The 15,609-nt window shown below is 52.4% G+C and carries 16 protein-coding genes and 1 pseudogene; 11 read left to right on the top strand and 6 right to left on the bottom strand.

Annotated elements, in window-relative coordinates; translation table 11 throughout:
• Positions 1–692: 692 nt before the first annotated feature.
• The 6 genes from ABLV08_RS02390 (at position 693) to patD (ending at position 7,774) form a co-directional block, all read left to right on the top strand.
• On the top strand, positions 693–2,105 hold the full coding sequence (locus ABLV08_RS02390; protein ID WP_032708170.1) for a PLP-dependent aminotransferase family protein: 1,413 nt from the start codon (positions 693–695) through the stop codon (positions 2,103–2,105).
• Positions 2,106–2,424: 319 nt separating this feature from the next.
• A complete protein-coding gene (gene ydcS, locus ABLV08_RS02385; protein ID WP_171824798.1) occupies positions 2,425–3,570 on the top strand; it encodes a putative ABC transporter substrate-binding protein YdcS in 1,146 nt (381 codons plus the stop codon).
• A gap of 17 nt (positions 3,571–3,587) precedes the next feature.
• On the top strand, positions 3,588–4,601 hold the full coding sequence (locus ABLV08_RS02380; protein WP_020078674.1) for an ABC transporter ATP-binding protein: 1,014 nt from the start codon (positions 3,588–3,590) through the stop codon (positions 4,599–4,601).
• Between the two features lies 1 nt (position 4,602).
• Positions 4,603–5,532, top strand: a complete 930-nt coding sequence (locus tag ABLV08_RS02375) for an ABC transporter permease (protein WP_015366407.1) — start codon at positions 4,603–4,605, stop codon at positions 5,530–5,532.
• Positions 5,522–6,328 (top strand): ABC transporter permease, encoded by an 807-nt coding sequence (locus tag ABLV08_RS02370; RefSeq protein ID WP_171824797.1) that lies wholly within the window; start codon positions 5,522–5,524, stop codon positions 6,326–6,328. Before ABLV08_RS02375 ends, ABLV08_RS02370 begins: the two co-directional genes overlap by 11 nt.
• A 21-nt stretch (positions 6,329–6,349) precedes the next feature.
• The gene (gene patD, locus ABLV08_RS02365; RefSeq protein ID WP_171824796.1) at positions 6,350–7,774 is read left to right on the top strand and encodes an aminobutyraldehyde dehydrogenase; all 1,425 of its coding nucleotides are present in this window, start codon (positions 6,350–6,352) and stop codon (positions 7,772–7,774) included.
• A gap of 240 nt (positions 7,775–8,014) precedes the next feature.
• Here the strand turns inward: patD and ABLV08_RS02360 are convergent, their stop codons facing one another.
• Positions 8,015–8,137 carry a small membrane protein gene (locus ABLV08_RS02360; RefSeq protein WP_015366410.1) on the bottom strand — a complete coding sequence of 41 codons (123 nt, stop codon included), beginning with the start codon at positions 8,135–8,137 and terminating at the stop codon, positions 8,015–8,017.
• Positions 8,138–8,606: 469 nt separating this feature from the next.
• On the opposite strand from ABLV08_RS02360, the gene ABLV08_RS02355 reads away from it, so the two are divergent.
• The gene (locus tag ABLV08_RS02355) at positions 8,607–8,891 is read left to right on the top strand and encodes a hypothetical protein (protein WP_227505117.1); all 285 of its coding nucleotides are present in this window, start codon (positions 8,607–8,609) and stop codon (positions 8,889–8,891) included.
• Positions 8,892–8,941: 50 nt separating this feature from the next.
• Here the strand turns inward: ABLV08_RS02355 and yncL are convergent, their stop codons facing one another.
• A complete protein-coding gene (gene yncL, locus ABLV08_RS02350; RefSeq protein ID WP_064571558.1) occupies positions 8,942–9,034 on the bottom strand; it encodes a stress response membrane protein YncL in 93 nt (30 codons plus the stop codon).
• Between the two features lie 192 nt (positions 9,035–9,226).
• Between yncL and ABLV08_RS02345 the strand changes: the two genes are divergently transcribed.
• Positions 9,227–9,400 carry a GhoT/OrtT family toxin gene (locus ABLV08_RS02345; RefSeq protein ID WP_015366412.1) on the top strand — a complete coding sequence of 58 codons (174 nt, stop codon included), beginning with the start codon at positions 9,227–9,229 and terminating at the stop codon, positions 9,398–9,400.
• Positions 9,401–9,520: 120 nt separating this feature from the next.
• On the opposite strand, the gene ABLV08_RS02340 is transcribed toward ABLV08_RS02345, so the two are convergent.
• Together ABLV08_RS02340 and ABLV08_RS02335 are read right to left on the bottom strand one after the other, a co-directional pair.
• Complete coding sequence (locus tag ABLV08_RS02340) at positions 9,521–10,954, bottom strand: aldehyde dehydrogenase (RefSeq protein ID WP_348855502.1); 1,434 nt, start codon at positions 10,952–10,954, stop codon at positions 9,521–9,523.
• Between the two features lie 188 nt (positions 10,955–11,142).
• Entirely contained in the window at positions 11,143–11,811 is a 669-nt protein-coding gene (locus ABLV08_RS02335) for a hypothetical protein (RefSeq protein WP_047056919.1), read from the bottom strand.
• Positions 11,812–12,044: 233 nt separating this feature from the next.
• Here ABLV08_RS02335 and ABLV08_RS02330 point away from each other — a divergent pair, with 233 nt between their 5' ends.
• Both ABLV08_RS02330 and ABLV08_RS02325 read left to right on the top strand, forming a co-directional pair.
• Entirely contained in the window at positions 12,045–13,643 is a 1,599-nt protein-coding gene (locus ABLV08_RS02330; protein ID WP_032711727.1) for an ABC transporter substrate-binding protein, read from the top strand.
• Between the two features lie 17 nt (positions 13,644–13,660).
• A complete protein-coding gene (locus tag ABLV08_RS02325; RefSeq protein WP_032714595.1) occupies positions 13,661–13,894 on the top strand; it encodes a YdcY family protein in 234 nt (77 codons plus the stop codon).
• 22 nt (positions 13,895–13,916) lie between these two features.
• Here ABLV08_RS02325 and ABLV08_RS02320 read toward each other — a convergent pair.
• Positions 13,917–14,351: pseudogene (locus ABLV08_RS02320) on the bottom strand (DMT family transporter); the annotation flags it as partial.
• Positions 14,348–14,866 (bottom strand): GNAT family N-acetyltransferase, encoded by a 519-nt coding sequence (locus ABLV08_RS02315; RefSeq protein WP_126027357.1) that lies wholly within the window; start codon positions 14,864–14,866, stop codon positions 14,348–14,350. The pseudogene ABLV08_RS02320 and the gene ABLV08_RS02315, both read right to left, overlap by 4 nt.
• Positions 14,867–15,025: 159 nt before the next feature.
• On the opposite strand from ABLV08_RS02315, the gene ABLV08_RS02310 reads away from it, so the two are divergent.
• Positions 15,026–15,601, top strand: coding sequence for an XRE family transcriptional regulator (locus tag ABLV08_RS02310; protein WP_015366420.1), 576 nt, complete (start codon positions 15,026–15,028; stop codon positions 15,599–15,601).
• Positions 15,602–15,609: the final 8 nt, after the last annotated feature.

Below are 15,609 nucleotides of genomic sequence, written 5' to 3'. Positions count from 1 at the left end.
TAATGCAAACGCGAGGTTCAAGTATTTACATTTTATATGTGAATTCTTTATTTATTGTTTTTTGATATATTTAGTGAGTGGAGATAAGGGAGGCGACTTGTCACAGAACGGACTGCGAAGTTTGTGTATCACATTGGCGATAATGAGTATCTTTTGGCTGGTTGTGTTTGGCGGACTCTATCTTATTTTTTGAATTCAACGGTTACATCCAGAAGAGATTGAATCCCATGTTGTGTAATTAATTTGTTTTATATCAGTGATTTGTCGTTTTTTATGCCAGGTGCATTGTTCAATGGATAATGGTTTAGGTGCGTTAAATTATGTCAAAAAGACTGGCGAGGAATGAATTTATCTTATTGTGAATTTTCCTTAGTGGAGGAGTTGTTGATTCATAATTAAATATCAAGGCGTGTTTACGTTGGCGCCAGTTGGGATCTCAACGATAGACCATGACGTATGGTTCATAAATCAAATGAATATTGGTGATTATGAAGCGTTTATCAATGTAACCTAAATGCGAACATTATATTAACACTAGTAGGGTTTGATGGTATTTCAGTAGTAAAGTTAACGCGCGAATATTATTCCTGCACTGGTTCAAGAAGCACATTGTTGTATATCAGTTATTAGAACCTGCCATTTTTAGTCAACTGTTATAAGATATGAGTCTCGATTGTTAAATGGATGCGGTAATGAAAAAGTATCAGCAGCTTGCGCAACAATTAACCGACCAGATCGCCCTCGGCGTTTGGCAACCCGGCGATCGGCTGCCCTCCTTACGCGAACAGGTTGTCAGCAGCGGAATGAGCTTTATGACCGTCAGCCATGCCTACCAGTTACTGGAAAGCCAGGGACGTATTATCGCTCGTCCGCAATCGGGTTATTACGTTGCGCCGCAGCCGGTGAAGCAGCGTCAACCTGATCCCCCGGCGCAGGTGACGCGCAATGAATCCGTTGATATCAACACCTATATTTTCGACGTCCTGCAGGCCAGCCGTCAGGCGTCGATGCTGCCTTTTGCCTCCGCCTTTCCCGACCCTCGTCTGTTCCCCTTGCAGCAGCTAAATCGTTCTCTGGCACAGGTGAGTAAGACCGCCACCGCCATGAGTGTGATTGAGAACCTGCCGCCGGGTAACGATGAGCTTCGTCATGCTATTGCCCGGCGTTATGCGTTGCAGGGAATGAACGTATCGCCGGATGAGATCGTCATTACCGCCGGTGCGTTGGAAGCGCTAAACCTCAGCCTGCAGGCGGTGACTGAGCCCGGCGACTGGGTCGTCGTAGAAAATCCGTGCTTTTACGGTGCGCTGCAGGCGCTCGAACGGTTACGACTTAAGGCGCTATCGGTGGCCAGCGATGTGAAAGAGGGGATCGATCTGGCCGCGCTCGAACAGGCATTGCAAAGTTACCCGGTAAAAGCCTGCTGGCTGATGACCAATAGCCAGAACCCGCTCGGATTTACGCTGTCGGCGGACAAAAAAGCGCGGCTGGTAGCGCTATTGACGCGCTACAACGTCATGTTAATTGAAGATGACGTTTACAGTGAGTTGTACTTTGGACGGGAAAAACCGCTACCCGCAAAGTACTGGGATCGTGATGAGATGACGCTGCACTGCAGCTCATTTTCCAAATGCCTGGTTCCAGGTTTTCGTATCGGCTGGGTCGCCGCTGGCCGACATGCCCGCCGTATTCAGCAACTGCAGCTGATGAGTACGCTATCGACCAGTTCGCCGATGCAACTGGCGCTGGTGGATTATCTGTCTACCAAACGCTACGACGCGCATTTACGCCGGTTGCGGCGTCAGCTTGCCGAGCGAAAACAGCTGGCCTGGCAAGCGCTACTGCGTTTTTTACCCGCCGAGGTCAAAATTCACCATAGCGACAGCGGTTATTTCCTGTGGCTTGAGTTGCCCGCCGGTGTCGATGCTGGCGAACTCAGCGCTCTGGCGTTACGGGATAACATCAGTATTGCGCCGGGTAAGATGTTTTCTACCACCGCTAACTGGACCTCATTCTTCCGTTTTAATACCGCATGGGGCTGGGGAGAAAAAGAGGAGCAGGGAGTCAAACGGCTCGGCGAACTTATACGTCAACTTTTGCCTTAGTTTATTCATCGCTGTTTTTTTAATTGCCGGTTTATTTTTCCCGGCAATTAATTTCCGGCATTCTCGTATACATTAATCAGGGTTAAATACCCGTTAGTGCCGGGCTGTCATAGGGAATATGCATACTCAACCCTTTGCCATAACTCCTTGTCTATAATCCATATTATCGAATCGTGGCGGCGATTTTTGCGGAATGCGCCCCGGGTCACAACCTGAGTAAATTTCCCCAGAGCCCCGCAGGCCGCCGTCTACCCTTATTAAGGGAGATATTTTTACGGCACGGCTGCCGCTACTTTTATTCTGACAGGAGTAAGTTCAAATGAGCAAAAAATTTGCCCGTGGCAGCCTGTGCGTGCTGAGTATGGTTTTTGTTACTGCGCAAGCCGCAGAACCGCCGACATCGCTGGATAAAGGTGAAGGTCGGCTCGATATTATTGCCTGGCCGGGTTATATCGAACGCGGCCAGACGGATAAGAATTATGACTGGGTAAGTCAATTCGAAAAAGAGAGCGGCTGCCAGGTTAATGTGAAAACTGCCGCCACCTCCGATGAAATGGTCAGTTTGATGGCGAAGGGCGGCTACGATCTGGTCACCGCATCCGGCGACGCCTCGTTGCGCCTGATTATGGGCAAGCGTGTACAGGCGATAAATACCGCGCTGATCCCCAACTGGAAAACGCTTGACCCGCGAGTTGCTAAAGGCGCGTGGTTTAACGTCGGCGATAAAGTGTACGGCACGCCCTATCAGTGGGGGCCGAACCTGCTGATGTACAACACCAAAACCTTCCCGACGCCGCCGGATAGCTGGAAAGTGGTTTTCGTCAAACAGGATTTACCGGACGGAAAAAGTAACCAGGGACGGGTTCAGGCCTATGATGGACCGATTTATATCGCCGACGCGGCGCTCTTTGTCAAAGCAACGCAGCCGCAGTTAGAAATTAACGATCCCTATGAACTCACTGAAACGCAATATCAGGCGGTGTTAAAGGTTCTGCAGGATCAGCATCCGCTGGTTCACCGCTACTGGCACGATGCGACCGTTCAGATGAGCGACTTCAAAAACGAAGGGGTGGTTGCTTCCGGCTCCTGGCCATATCAGGCCAATGGCCTTAAAGGCGAAGGGCAGCCCGTTGCTACCGTCTTCCCGAAAGAAGGCGTGACCGGCTGGTCTGATACTACGATGTTACATAGTGAGGCGAAGCATCCGGTATGCGCTTATAAGTGGATGAACTGGTCTCTGACGCCGAAAGTACAGGGCGATGTCGCCGCCTGGTTTGGATCGCTGCCAGTCGTGCCGCAGGGCTGTAAGGCGAGCACGCTACTGGGAGACAAAGGCTGCGAAACTAACGGCTACAACCAATTCGACAAGATTGCGTTCTGGAAAACGCCAATTGCCCAAGGCGGCAAATATGTTCCTTATAGCCGTTGGACTCAGGACTATATCGCGATTATGGGTGGCCGCTAAGCGCCTGGAGATTGAACATGACGTACGCGGTAGAGTTTAATGACGTTTCGCGTCTGTACGGTGACGTGCGCGCGGTGGATGGCGTGAGCATCGCCATTCGCGATGGTGAATTTTTCTCTATGCTGGGGCCGTCCGGCTCCGGCAAAACTACCTGCCTGCGCTTAATCGCAGGCTTCGAACAGCTATCCGGCGGTTCGATTCGTATTTTTGGCCAGCCTGCCAGCGAATTACCGCCATGGCAGCGCGACGTGAACACGGTTTTTCAGGATTACGCGTTATTCCCTCATATGTCGATTATCGACAACGTCGCCTACGGGCTGATGGTGAAAGGCATGGGCAAAAAAGAACGCCATCTTCGCGCCCAGCAAGCATTAGAAAAAGTGGCGCTTGGATTTGTTCACGCGCGTAAACCTTCACAGCTTTCCGGCGGCCAGCGGCAGCGGGTCGCCATTGCCCGCGCATTGGTTAATCAACCGCGGGTGCTGCTCTTAGATGAACCGTTGGGAGCGTTGGATTTAAAACTACGTGAACAGATGCAGGTGGAGTTAAAAAAACTTCAGCAATCGCTGGGTATCACTTTCATTTTTGTTACCCACGATCAGGGTGAAGCGCTATCGATGTCCGATCGCGTGGCGGTGTTTAATAATGGTCGCATTGAACAGGTCGACTCGCCGCACGATCTCTATTTACGTCCTAAAACCGCCTTTGTCGCCGGATTCGTCGGCACCGCGAACGTTTTTACCTCTGAAATTTCTCAGAGGCTATGTGGCTTGTCCGGCGCCTGGTCGTTGCGCCCGGAACATATCCGCCTGAATAGCGGCGGTGATATCCAGGTACAGGGGACCGTCCAGGCGGTACAGTTTCAGGGCGCGTCCACGCGTATTGAACTGAAACTCGCTGCGGGCGATAAGCTGTTAGTCAGCCAGACCAACGTCGATGGCGGGGCGGCGGTTGGCACACCGCAGTTGGGGCAGCAGGTATCAGCCGGCTGGTCGCGTTCGGCGATGGTTTCCCTGGAAAACGGAGGCTGAGATGACGATGGCGCTTGTGCAACCGACGACCGGGCGAGTGTCAGGACTGTTCTGGCGAAAACCCTCATTGGGCCTGTTTTTACTGCTGCTGGGGCCGTTGATGTGGTTTGGCATCGTCTATCTGGGATCGCTCCTGACGCTGTTATGGCAAAGCTTCTATACCTTTGATGACTTTACGATGTCGGTCACCACGGATTTGACGCTCGCTAACCTGAAGGCGCTGTTCAATCCCGCCAACTACGACATCATTATCCGTACCCTGGTGATGGCCATCTGCGTGACTATGGCCAGCGCAATCCTGGCATTGCCGATGGCCTGGTATATGGCGCGTTATACCCGCGGCAAGATGAAAGCTTTCTTTTATATCGCGGTAATGTTGCCGATGTGGGCAAGTTATATCGTCAAGGCCTACGCCTGGACGCTATTGCTGGCGAAAGATGGCGTGGCGCAATGGTTCCTCGGCCACCTTGGTCTGGAGAGCGTGTTAAATATGGTATTGACCATCCCGGCGGTCGGCGGCAATACCTTGTCGACCTCCGGGCTTGGGCGATTCATGGTATTTGTCTATATCTGGCTGCCGTTCATGATCCTGCCGGTGCAGGCGGCGCTGGAACGTCTGCCGCCATCGCTGTTGCAGGCCTCAGCCGATTTAGGCGCCCGACCGCAACAAACCTTCCGCTACGTGGTACTGCCTTTAGCCATACCGGGTATCGCGGCAGGTTCTATCTTTACCTTTTCCCTCACGCTTGGCGATTTTATTGTCCCACAACTGGTGGGGCCGCCCGGTTTCTTTATCGGCAACATGGTCTATTCGCAGCAGGGCGCGATTGGCAATATGCCGATGGCGGCGGCGTTCACGTTAGTGCCGATTGTTCTTATTGCACTCTATCTGGCGTTTGTTAAGCGCCTGGGAGCGTTTGATGCACTCTGAACGCGCACCGTTGTTTCTCAAAATCGCCACCTGGGGGGGAGTGATATTTCTCCATTTTCCACTGCTGATTATCGCCCTGTATGCCTTTAACACAGAGGATGCCGCTTTTAGCTTCCCGCCGAAGGGGCTGACTTTACGCTGGTTCAGCGAGGCGGCAGCTCGTGCCGATATTATTGAGTCGGTGACGTTGTCACTTAAAATCGCCGCCTTGTCCACGGGGATTGCGCTGGTGCTAGGTACGCTTGCCGCCGGGGCGCTGTGGCGGAGCAGGTTTTTTGGTAAGAATGCCGTGTCGCTGCTGTTGCTGTTGCCGATTGCGCTTCCCGGCATTATTACCGGTCTGGCGCTATTGACGGCATTTAAAGCCGTTAATCTTGAGCCTGGCTTGCTAACTATCGTAGTGGGTCATGCGACCTTCTGCGTGGTGGTGGTGTTTAACAACGTCATTGCCCGATTTCGCCGGACATCATGGAGTCTGGTGGAAGCATCAATGGATCTTGGCGCAACAGGCTGGCAAACCTTCCGTTACGTGGTGCTGCCCAATCTGGGTTCGGCGCTGCTGGCGGGCGGCATGCTGGCCTTCGCTCTTTCCTTTGATGAAATTATCGTCACTACTTTTACTGCCGGACACGAACGGACGCTACCGCTGTGGTTGTTAAATCAGCTGGGGCGCCCGCGCGATGTGCCGGTCACCAACGTTGTCGCACTGTTGGTGATGTTAGTGACGACTGTACCCATCCTGGGGGCCTGGTGGCTAACCCGTGACGGCGAGCATAACGCCGAAAGCGGAAAATAATACACTTTACAGGATCATGCTATGCAACATAACCTTTTGATAAACGGTCAATTAGTGGCGGGGGAAGGCGAGGTGCTGCCGGTATTCAATCCTGCCAATGGCGAAACGATTATTGAGATTGCGGAGGCGACCGAGGCGCAGGTTGATGCCGCCGTCAATGCTGCAGATCGTGCGTTTGTCAGCTGGAGTCAGACAACGCCGAAAACTCGCGCCGAATGTTTACTGAAAATGGCTGACGTTATTACCGAACATGCAGAAACGCTGGCGAAACTGGAGTCTTTAAACTGCGGTAAACCACTGCATTGTGTTATCAATGACGAAATGCCGGCGATTGCCGATGTGTTTCGCTTCTTCGCCGGCGCCGCGCGTTGTCTGCCGGGAATGGCGGCAGGAGAGTATCTGGAGGGGCATACTTCGATGATCCGCCGCGATCCTGTCGGCGTAGTGGCCTCGATTGCACCGTGGAACTATCCGTTGATGATGGCGGCCTGGAAGCTGGCGCCCGCGCTGGCGGCTGGTAACTGCGTGGTTATTAAACCTTCGGAAATCACTCCGCTTACGGCATTGAAGCTGGCGGAGCTCGCAAAAGATATTTTCCCGGCCGGGGTCATTAACGTGCTTTTTGGCCGTGGTCCAACCGTTGGCGATCCGCTCACCGGCCACAGTAAAGTACGCATGGTTTCCCTGACCGGCTCGATCGCCACCGGCGCCCATATCATTGGTCATACGGCTTCTTCGATTAAACGTACCCATATGGAGCTGGGTGGTAAAGCGCCGGTTATCGTTTTTGATGATGCCGATATTGATGCCGTCGTTGAAGGCATTCGCACCTTCGGTTTTTATAACGCCGGCCAGGACTGTACTGCCGCCTGTCGTATCTATGCGCAGCAAGGCGTCTACGATCGGCTGGTTGAAAAACTAGGCGCTGCCGTGGCTAGCCTGAAAATGGGGCAACCGGACGATCCGTCTACGGAGCTGGGGCCGGTGAGTTCTCTTGCGCATCTGGAGCGGGTGACAGCAGCGGTCAACGCCGCACGCGCTTTACCGCATATTAAAGTGGTCACCGGCGGCAGTCGCGCTGCGGGTAATGGTTACTATTTCCAGCCCACGCTGTTGGCTGGCGCCCGGCAGCAAGATGCTATCGTACAACGTGAAGTTTTTGGCCCGGTAGTCAGCGTGACGTCGTTTAGCGACGAGGAACAAGTGTTAACCTGGGCTAATGATTCGCAGTATGGTCTGGCCTCCTCGGTATGGACGCAGGATGTCGGACGCGCCCATCGTCTGAGCGCGCGCTTACAGTACGGTTGTACCTGGGTAAACACCCATTTCATGCTGGTTAGCGAAATGCCGCACGGCGGGCAGAAGTTGTCTGGATACGGCAAGGATATGTCAATGTATGGCCTGGAGGATTACACGGTGGTACGGCATGTGATGGTGAAACATTAAACATTAACGTACCGGCAGCATTATCAGGCTAATAGTTGCAATGGCAATAAATGTTAAAAAAGATTAGGGGTAATATGAGAGTATTCTTATACCCCTTCAAGAGCTAAGCCATTGTGAGTGCCGGAGATAAGCGCCGGATGGGGTGTAAACCATTAAGAGTCTGTTCTTAATCATTATGAGATCCCTGCAGATTAATGCGGGGATTTTTTTTGCGAATCGCCTTTTATATCGATGCCACAATTAGCGTTTGTCTTTTTTAGAAGGCAAACCCGAATGGCGGCGCTCACGAATATAAGAGAGAAGGCTGTAGATAGCTACCACCAATAAAACTAATGCTATTAATAGCGCTGCTATTCCTGACATAAGCAACCTCAAAATAAGTAAGAGAAAAAGCAAATACGTTATAACGAATAGTCATGAACCTATGCGGAAAACCGTGAATTTGCAAATAATAATTTCTTTCACTTAATCGAATAAATAGCACAAATTAACAAATGAAAATGTCGAATCCGCATTACCTATATGGTTGAGGAAGTTGTTTGTTGATTATCTGCACAAGCCAATTTAAGAAAATTCTCACCCCTTAAGTCCAGTGTAGCCAAATATCTATAACACCGTACGAGGTGTGTCAGATCATTTTGTTATTGCCAATAATATAAATATCCTTCCGCTGGCAAGAGGTCATAGGGCGGATAGCACTCGATACTTTCTATACCGGAAGACAATAATTGTAGCGATAATGTTAAATTCACGGCATGGATCGTAGCAGTAGCAGTAGCAGTAGCAGTAGCAGTGACAGGTGTGTATGTGATTTGACTTTGTTGGGGCGCTCATGAGAAAATTTTACATAATTTGTTATTCTGAAGTTGAATTGGTTTTGAAAAAGCTAGCTTTTCTCTTGTTACTCACCGGCGTAAGCGTGATGCTTTACGGTAATCTCCCTGCCCAGCGTATTAGTAGTTGTGAAAGACAGGGGGCAACGGCGGGCGTTTGCACCGCGGTAGAGTGGGATAATGAACAGCTAAATTTCTTGCCGCAATATAACCCGGAAAATGCTAAGACTATTGCTGTGCTTCAGCGACAACTTTCCGGGGCGCGCGCGACAGTTAAATCATAAAAAAGCAGCCCTTGAGGCTGCTTTTTTAGGTTTAGTTGCTGAAAAAATTACTAAAACCAACCGAAACGAACGGATAACAGGCTAATAAGCGCAAGCGCTGCGCCGACATTAATCAGAATTACGGTTTTGCTGGAAACATCCATAACGCCACCTTTATGAGTAAGCCCCTACAGTTATAGTCGGTAGCGCAGTGTTGTGCTATCGGACAACGCTGAATCGACCGTTTTTACACTGTCCTGACAGCGGCTTGTTTTGTGAGGTGTTGATCTCTGACGAATTGAGTAATGCGGGACAGGATGGCGCGGGTGACGCGATATCTGGCAGGGAAGGAAAAAATGACTTTATACCAGAAGATGCTGGTTTTTTATGCAGTGATGGGCTGTATTTGCGCGTTGATAAGCTGGTTTTTAACCAAGGAAAGCCGTTGTATTCGCCTGCTGGCTGCGTTGTTAATTGGTGCCACCTGGCCATTCAGCTTCCCTATGGCGCTGCTGGTTTCTCTATTCTGAACGGTGATTTTTGACTCTGCACTGGCTGTCGTACCACAGATGGGGCATTCGATGGCGTGGGAAAACCCGGCCGCGCTGGCGCGCGTGATTGCCGGGTTGCTCTGAAACCATTGCGGGAAATCAGAACGGTAATTCGCGCGGGCGAGTTTGCATGGTTATCCAGCGAAGTTCGGTGAATTCGGCGATCCCGGCGCGTCCGCCGAAGCGGCCATAGCCGGACGATTTACAGCCGCCGAAAGGCATCTGTGCTTCATCATGTACGGTAGGGCCGTTAATATGGCAAATACCGGTTTGCAGGTTCTGCGCCACATTCCAGGCGCGAGCGGTATCGCGGCTATAAACCGCTGCCGCCAGGCCGTATTCGCTCTCGTTAGCGACGGCCAGAGCCTGTTCCTCGCCGTTGACTCGAATCACCGATTTGACCGGGCCAAAAGATTCTTCATGCCATATTCGCATCTCACGCGTCACGCCATCCAGCAGGGTGGCACGCATTTGCGTTGATTCCGCCTTTCCACCGCAGAGCAAACGAGCTCCCTTGTTCAGAGCATCATCAATCAACGCGTTGCAGCGTTGTACCGTTTTCATATCGACCACCGGGCCGAGAAGCGTAGAAGGCAGCGCGGCGGCGCGTTGGCTGATTAATGCGACGAACTCATCCGCGATGCTCTCATCGACAATTATGCGTTCGGTGGACATACAAATCTGTCCGGCGTTAGCGAAAGCGCCAAAAATCGCGCCCGCCGCCGCCTGCTGAAGATCGGCATCATCCAGTACCAGTAGAGGCGCTTTGCCACCCAGCTCAAGTATTGCCGGTTTAAGGTATTCTCCACAGGTGAGGGCAATAATGCGCCCAACGGGGGTCGACCCGGTAAAATTCACGCGTCGTACGGCGGGGTGAGCGATCAGTGTTTCCACCAGCGCAGGCGCGTCGGCTGGCGAGCAGGTGAGATAATTCACCACGCCGTCGGGAAAGCCCGCCGCGGCGAGGGCATCGATGATTAAGCTATGCGTCGCGGGCGAGAGTTCCGAGCCCTTGAGAATCACCGTATTGCCGCACGCCAGCGGCGTGGCGATGGCTCTGGTGGCCAGAATCAGCGGTGCGTTCCACGGCGCCATAGCCAATACGATGCCTGCGCCCTGACGCAAGCCCATCGCCAGATTACCCGGCACATCAGAGGGAATCACTTGTCCTTCTATTTGGGTGGTTAGCGCTGCAGCTTCGCGTAAGATATCTGCCGCCAGATGCACGTTAAATCCGGCCCAGTGCGCCGTCGCGCCGGTCTCCGCCGCCATGGTAGCAATAAATTTCGCCTCTCTAAGCTGCATTTGCGCGGCGGCTTCCAGCAACAGCCGGCGACGCTCGGATGGGGTGCTGTCCCGCCATGAAGGGAATGCGGCGGCTGCCCTATCTGCACAGCGACGGGCGTCATTGAGGCTGGCCGCTGCGGCGGTAGAGGCTGTCTCGTTATTTTGCGGATGGCGACGGATAAAAGTGGCGCGGCCTTCGGCATCGTGCCAGCGGCCGCCGCTATATAAGCTGCAGGTTATAGTCATTAGCGTAACCTCATTGGTCTGCGGAGTGTCGAGTCTACCGCCATACCTCATTGCGCAGCGGCGAAAGGGCGGTTATCGCACAACTTTTTTGCAGATTTCTCAGCGGGTCACAACTTAGTACAATAATGAGAACGGCGAACATGGGCCGCAGCAGACACAATCCATTCGCCACGGCCCAAAGAGGAAAGTTAATGTAATGGCTGTACCTGTAGTGCGTCAGAATATTGTTTTAGCTTTTTAATTTTATCTTTTAATATCCAGCTTAACTCAGAAATATTCATTTTTATTTCGTCAATATCGACTGAACTGCCTTCGGTGAAGGCAGGCGTAGCCCCAACTACGCCGCTTGCCAAGGCTTTATTAGTTTCACAACGATAGCCGATATCATAAAGCTTATCGCTTAGCTTTTTCTCGAAAGCGTTGAGATTGTCATAGGCCCTGAGATAGTCCGTAATTTGGGCGGCGGAATGTAATATATAAAATCGTGATTTCACGGCCGGCGTTTTATCAAGATCAATAGCAATTGAGTCGTCGGGAATAAACAGATTAACGGTAGGCACCGCCGCGGCTTGCGAACGTTGAGTCACATCATAGACACCACCATCGTCGGCCTGTAAGGCGGCATGATGTGTTGCGACCAGAAAACAGCCAGGCCAGTAGTTTATTTCCCAGCCCAGCAGCATTTTTCCACCGACCTGTTCGATCGCCGCGCTGACGTTCCAATAGGCGTTTCCCTCGGGCCCCGGTTTATCAATGACCGGGAGATAGATCGGACTGGCGCCAGGATTCAACTGTTCGGCAAATTGCAACAACCGCGGATCGTTGAGGGTGATAGGCTGATAAATCGAATTCGTCATGTAACGCTCCTTTGACTGAAAAGGGACAATGCGGCACGCGAATGGATTTTAGTCGGAAAAAGGCATTTTGTCGTACCGGTGCGCGAGTCACTGGCTTTCGTTATGAGAAGTGCCGCAAATAGCGCTAACCTTATGAGTTAAAGTGTGAATCTAATAGCGATTCATTATTTGCTGGTTGTATTCCGCTGTGCTGTTATTAGTGGGCATATAACAAATTTATAAGGTTTATAACCATGTCTACAGGGAAATCACTACTTGCACTGGCACTAAGCGCACTGCTGCCAGCCGGCGCCGCGTTGGCTGCGGCCAACGACACGCTGGTCTACTGTTCGGAAGCCTCGCCGGAATCCTTTAACCCGCAAATCGCCAGCTCTGGTCCTTCATTCGTTGCCAGCTCACAGGTACTTTATAATCGCCTGATAACATTTGACCCGCTTAAAAACACACCGATTCCGTCGCTGGCGACCGAATGGAAAGTGTCCCCGGATGGTAAAACCTGGACCTTTACGCTGCGTAAGGGCGTGCAGTTCAACAGCAATAAATACTTTAAGCCAACCCGCGATTTCAATGCGGATGATGTGCTGTTCTCGGTGCTGCGCCAGCAGGATCCGCAGCATCCTTATCACAACGTGTCGCAGGGCAATTATGAATATTTCCACGACGTTGGTCTTGATAAGCTGATTAAAGAAGTGAAGAAGATCGATGATTACCACGTTCAGTTTGTGCTGAGCGAGCCCAATGCGGCGTTTCTCGCCGATTGGGGGATGGACTTCGCTTCGATTCTTTCTGCTGAATATGCCGATGCAATGTTGAAAAAAGGGACGCCGGAATACGTTGACAGCTGGCCTATTGGTACCGGCCCCTATGCGCTGCAGCAGTACAAAGTGGATTCACAAATCCGCTATATCGCCAATCCGCATTATTGGGAAGGTGAGGTGCCGACTAAACATCTGATCTTCTCCATCACGCCGAACGTTGAGACTCGTCTGGCTAAGCTGCAGACCAACGAATGCCAGATCATTCCCGCGCCATCGCCGGTACAGTTCCCGGTGATTAAAGGGAATAAAGATCTGGCGTTACACGCGGTGGAGGCGTTGAACGTGGGGTATCTGGCGTTTAATACGCAAAAGAAACCGTTTGATAACGTGCTGGTACGTCAGGCGCTGAACTACGCCACCGACAAGCAGGCGATTGTGAAAGCGGTCTTCCTGGATTCCGGCAACGTGGCGAAATCGCCGATCCCGGCCAATATGCTCGGTTACAAAAAGGATTTGCCGGATTACGACTACAATCCGCAGAAAGCGAAAGCGTTACTTAAGCAGGCCGGGTTGGAGCAGGGCGCAGAAGTGACCCTGTGGTCGATGCCGGTACAGCGCCCGTATAACCCGAACTCGAAGCGTGTCGCTGAAATGATTCAGAACGACTGGAGCAAAGTCGGCATTAAAGCGAAAATCGTCAGCTATGAGTGGGGCGAATACCTTTCCGGTATGCGCAAGGGCGAACATGATAGCGCGCTGTTTGGCTGGATGTCCGATAACGGCGATCCGGACAACTTCGCTGGTACGCTGCTCAGCTGTGATAATATCAAAACCGGCTCCAACGTAGCGCGCTGGTGCGATAAGTCCTATGACGCGCTGGTGAAAAAAGCGCTTCTGGTGAGCGATCCGCAGGCCCGCGACAAACTCTACCAACAGGCTCAGGAAATTTTCTATCAGCAGGCGCCGTGGATCACGCTGGCGACGGGTAAAACTTTCTACGCCACCCGCAGTAACGTCAGCGGCTATAGCGTGAGTCTGATGGGAAGCGATTTTTCCAAAGCTAAGCTGAATTGATCGAAAAGGAGAACAGGATGGCACATCTGGACGATGTCATTGCCAGGGTCGATGACACCATTGCCGGGGGCGTGATTGCCCCTATGAACGAGCTACTGATCGCGTTAAGCGATGATGCTGAGCTGGGCCGTGAAGAGCGTTATACCCAGCAGCAGCGCCTGCGGACAGCGATAGCCCATCACGGGCGGCAACATCATGAAGATCAGGAAGCACGCCGCGAGCAGTTAACCAAAGGCGGCGAGATCCTTTAAGGACGACGTCAGAACTGGCGCCTGCCACCAGCCAGGCGCCCACCACCAACATCACCGCCCCGCATACTGGCCCGATTAACGCCCGAATCGGCACGCCCTGGGCGCGAATCAAATCAATAACCAATCCGCCAACCAGTTGGCTGGCCACCAATACCGCAATGGTTGTCGCCGCGCCCACGTTTTGATAGCCGCTGATGCTGGCGAAGACGAAAAACGAACCCAGCAGGCCGGGAATCAGGGTCCACCATTTGACGTTGAGCGCCAGTTCCTGAAAGCCTGCCGCGCCGTGGCGCAGGAGTAAGATAGTGACAAAAAGCACGATCCCCACCAGCGAATTGAGCAGCATGGCGATAAGAATCGTCGAGGCGGATTGGGTAATGCGGACCATCAGGGTGTTTTGCAATACCAGACCGACGCCCGCCGCTATCAGGCAGGCAAGGGTGAGCGACTGATTCATGCCTCGCCGTCCGGATCCTGGCGATCGTCGAGCTGTAGCTGCATAAAGGTCAGATCCAGCCAGCGGCCGAATTTGGTTCCCACCTGCGGCATCTGTCCGCTGGTGATAAAACCAAGTGATTCATGCAGATGTAACGAAGCATGGTTGCGGGATTCAATTCCGGCCACCATCACATGTTTACGCAGGCGCCGTGCTTCAGCAATGAGCGCGACTAACAGCTTACGGCCAATCCCCTTGCCCTGATGGTCGGGATGGACATATACCGAATGTTCAACGGTATGGCGGAAACCGTCAAAAGCGCGCCAGTCGCCGAACGAGGAGTACCCGGTGATGGCGCCGTTTTCTTCACTCACCAGCACCGGATAACCGGCAATCTGCCGGGCCTCAAACCAGGCAATACGGTTATCGATATCGACGGTTTTGTCATTCCAGATGGCAGCGGTATGCAGTACGGCGTGATTATAGATTTCGGCGATCGCCGCGCAATCGTCTTTACTGGCATGGCGGATGGACATAGCAAGCCTCAAAGTCTGTACACTATAGTGGTACGGTATTATTACAATAATGAACGGCAGGCTGTCATCAGTTTTACGATAAATTTTACGTGGAACGGCGCAGTATCGGGGATAGCGGACAGTTGTGTAATACGGTAGTGCGCACTATATTGTTACATGATGAATACTATAGAAGACAATCTCAACCAGCGCATTAGCGCACGCATTCGTATCGAACGCGAGTCCCGCGGCTGGTCGCTGAGCGATCTGGCTGAACGCGCAGGGGCCTCGCGGGCAATGGTGCATAAAATTGAACGTGGCGAAAGTAGCCCCACCGCGGCGATGCTGGGCCGACTCTCCGGCGCGTTTGGCATCAGTATGTCGACGTTAATTGCGCGTGCAGAGATGCAGGAGGGCAAGCTTTTGCGCTTTGCCAACCAGCCGGTGTGGCGAGATCCACAAAGCCACTATTTGCGCCGTCACGTCTCGCCGCGTAGCGATCTGCCGATCGATCTGGTGCAAATAGAGCTGCCGGCCGGCAGCGATGTACCGATGCCTGCTTCTTCGTATGCGCTGGCGCGACAGCTCATCTGGCTTCAGCAAGGTGAGTTAGTTTTTGTTGAAGGGAACACTCGCCATCAGATGCAGGCGGGTGATTGTCTGGAACTGGGGCCGCCCAACGATTGCCGGTTTATCAATGAGTCCAGCGAGACTTGCGTCTATCTGGTGGTGCGCCTGAACCAATCCGGCTCATAATGTTAAAG

The organism is Klebsiella sp. CN_Kp088, assembly GCF_040064335.1.
GTDB lineage: Bacteria > Pseudomonadota > Gammaproteobacteria > Enterobacterales > Enterobacteriaceae > Klebsiella > Klebsiella aerogenes.
This window is presented reverse-complemented; position numbering and strand designations above follow the sequence as displayed.

Bases quoted from the DNA above. Each gene is read 5' to 3' on its own strand.
- ABLV08_RS02375 (WP_015366407.1), top strand. From the start codon at position 4,603: ATGACGATGGCGCTTGTGCAACCGACGACCGGGCGAGTGTCAGGACTG.
- ABLV08_RS02345 (WP_015366412.1), top strand. From the start codon at position 9,227: ATGACTTTATACCAGAAGATGCTGGTTTTTTATGCAGTGATGGGCTGT.
- ABLV08_RS02370 (WP_171824797.1), top strand. From the start codon at position 5,522: ATGCACTCTGAACGCGCACCGTTGTTTCTCAAAATCGCCACCTGGGGG.
- ABLV08_RS02310 (WP_015366420.1), top strand. From the start codon at position 15,026: ATGAATACTATAGAAGACAATCTCAACCAGCGCATTAGCGCACGCATT.
- ABLV08_RS02330 (WP_032711727.1), top strand. From the start codon at position 12,045: ATGTCTACAGGGAAATCACTACTTGCACTGGCACTAAGCGCACTGCTG.
- ABLV08_RS02355 (WP_227505117.1), top strand. From the start codon at position 8,607: ATGAGAAAATTTTACATAATTTGTTATTCTGAAGTTGAATTGGTTTTG.
- patD (WP_171824796.1), top strand. From the start codon at position 6,350: ATGCAACATAACCTTTTGATAAACGGTCAATTAGTGGCGGGGGAAGGC.
- ABLV08_RS02325 (WP_032714595.1), top strand. From the start codon at position 13,661: ATGGCACATCTGGACGATGTCATTGCCAGGGTCGATGACACCATTGCC.
- ABLV08_RS02360 (WP_015366410.1), bottom strand. From the start codon at position 8,137: ATGTCAGGAATAGCAGCGCTATTAATAGCATTAGTTTTATTGGTGGTA.
- ABLV08_RS02335 (WP_047056919.1), bottom strand. From the start codon at position 11,811: ATGACGAATTCGATTTATCAGCCTATCACCCTCAACGATCCGCGGTTG.
- ABLV08_RS02380 (WP_020078674.1), top strand. From the start codon at position 3,588: ATGACGTACGCGGTAGAGTTTAATGACGTTTCGCGTCTGTACGGTGAC.
- ABLV08_RS02340 (WP_348855502.1), bottom strand. From the start codon at position 10,954: ATGACTATAACCTGCAGCTTATATAGCGGCGGCCGCTGGCACGATGCC.
- ABLV08_RS02390 (WP_032708170.1), top strand. From the start codon at position 693: ATGAAAAAGTATCAGCAGCTTGCGCAACAATTAACCGACCAGATCGCC.
- ydcS (WP_171824798.1), top strand. From the start codon at position 2,425: ATGAGCAAAAAATTTGCCCGTGGCAGCCTGTGCGTGCTGAGTATGGTT.
- ABLV08_RS02315 (WP_126027357.1), bottom strand. From the start codon at position 14,866: ATGTCCATCCGCCATGCCAGTAAAGACGATTGCGCGGCGATCGCCGAA.
- yncL (WP_064571558.1), bottom strand. From the start codon at position 9,034: ATGGATGTTTCCAGCAAAACCGTAATTCTGATTAATGTCGGCGCAGCG.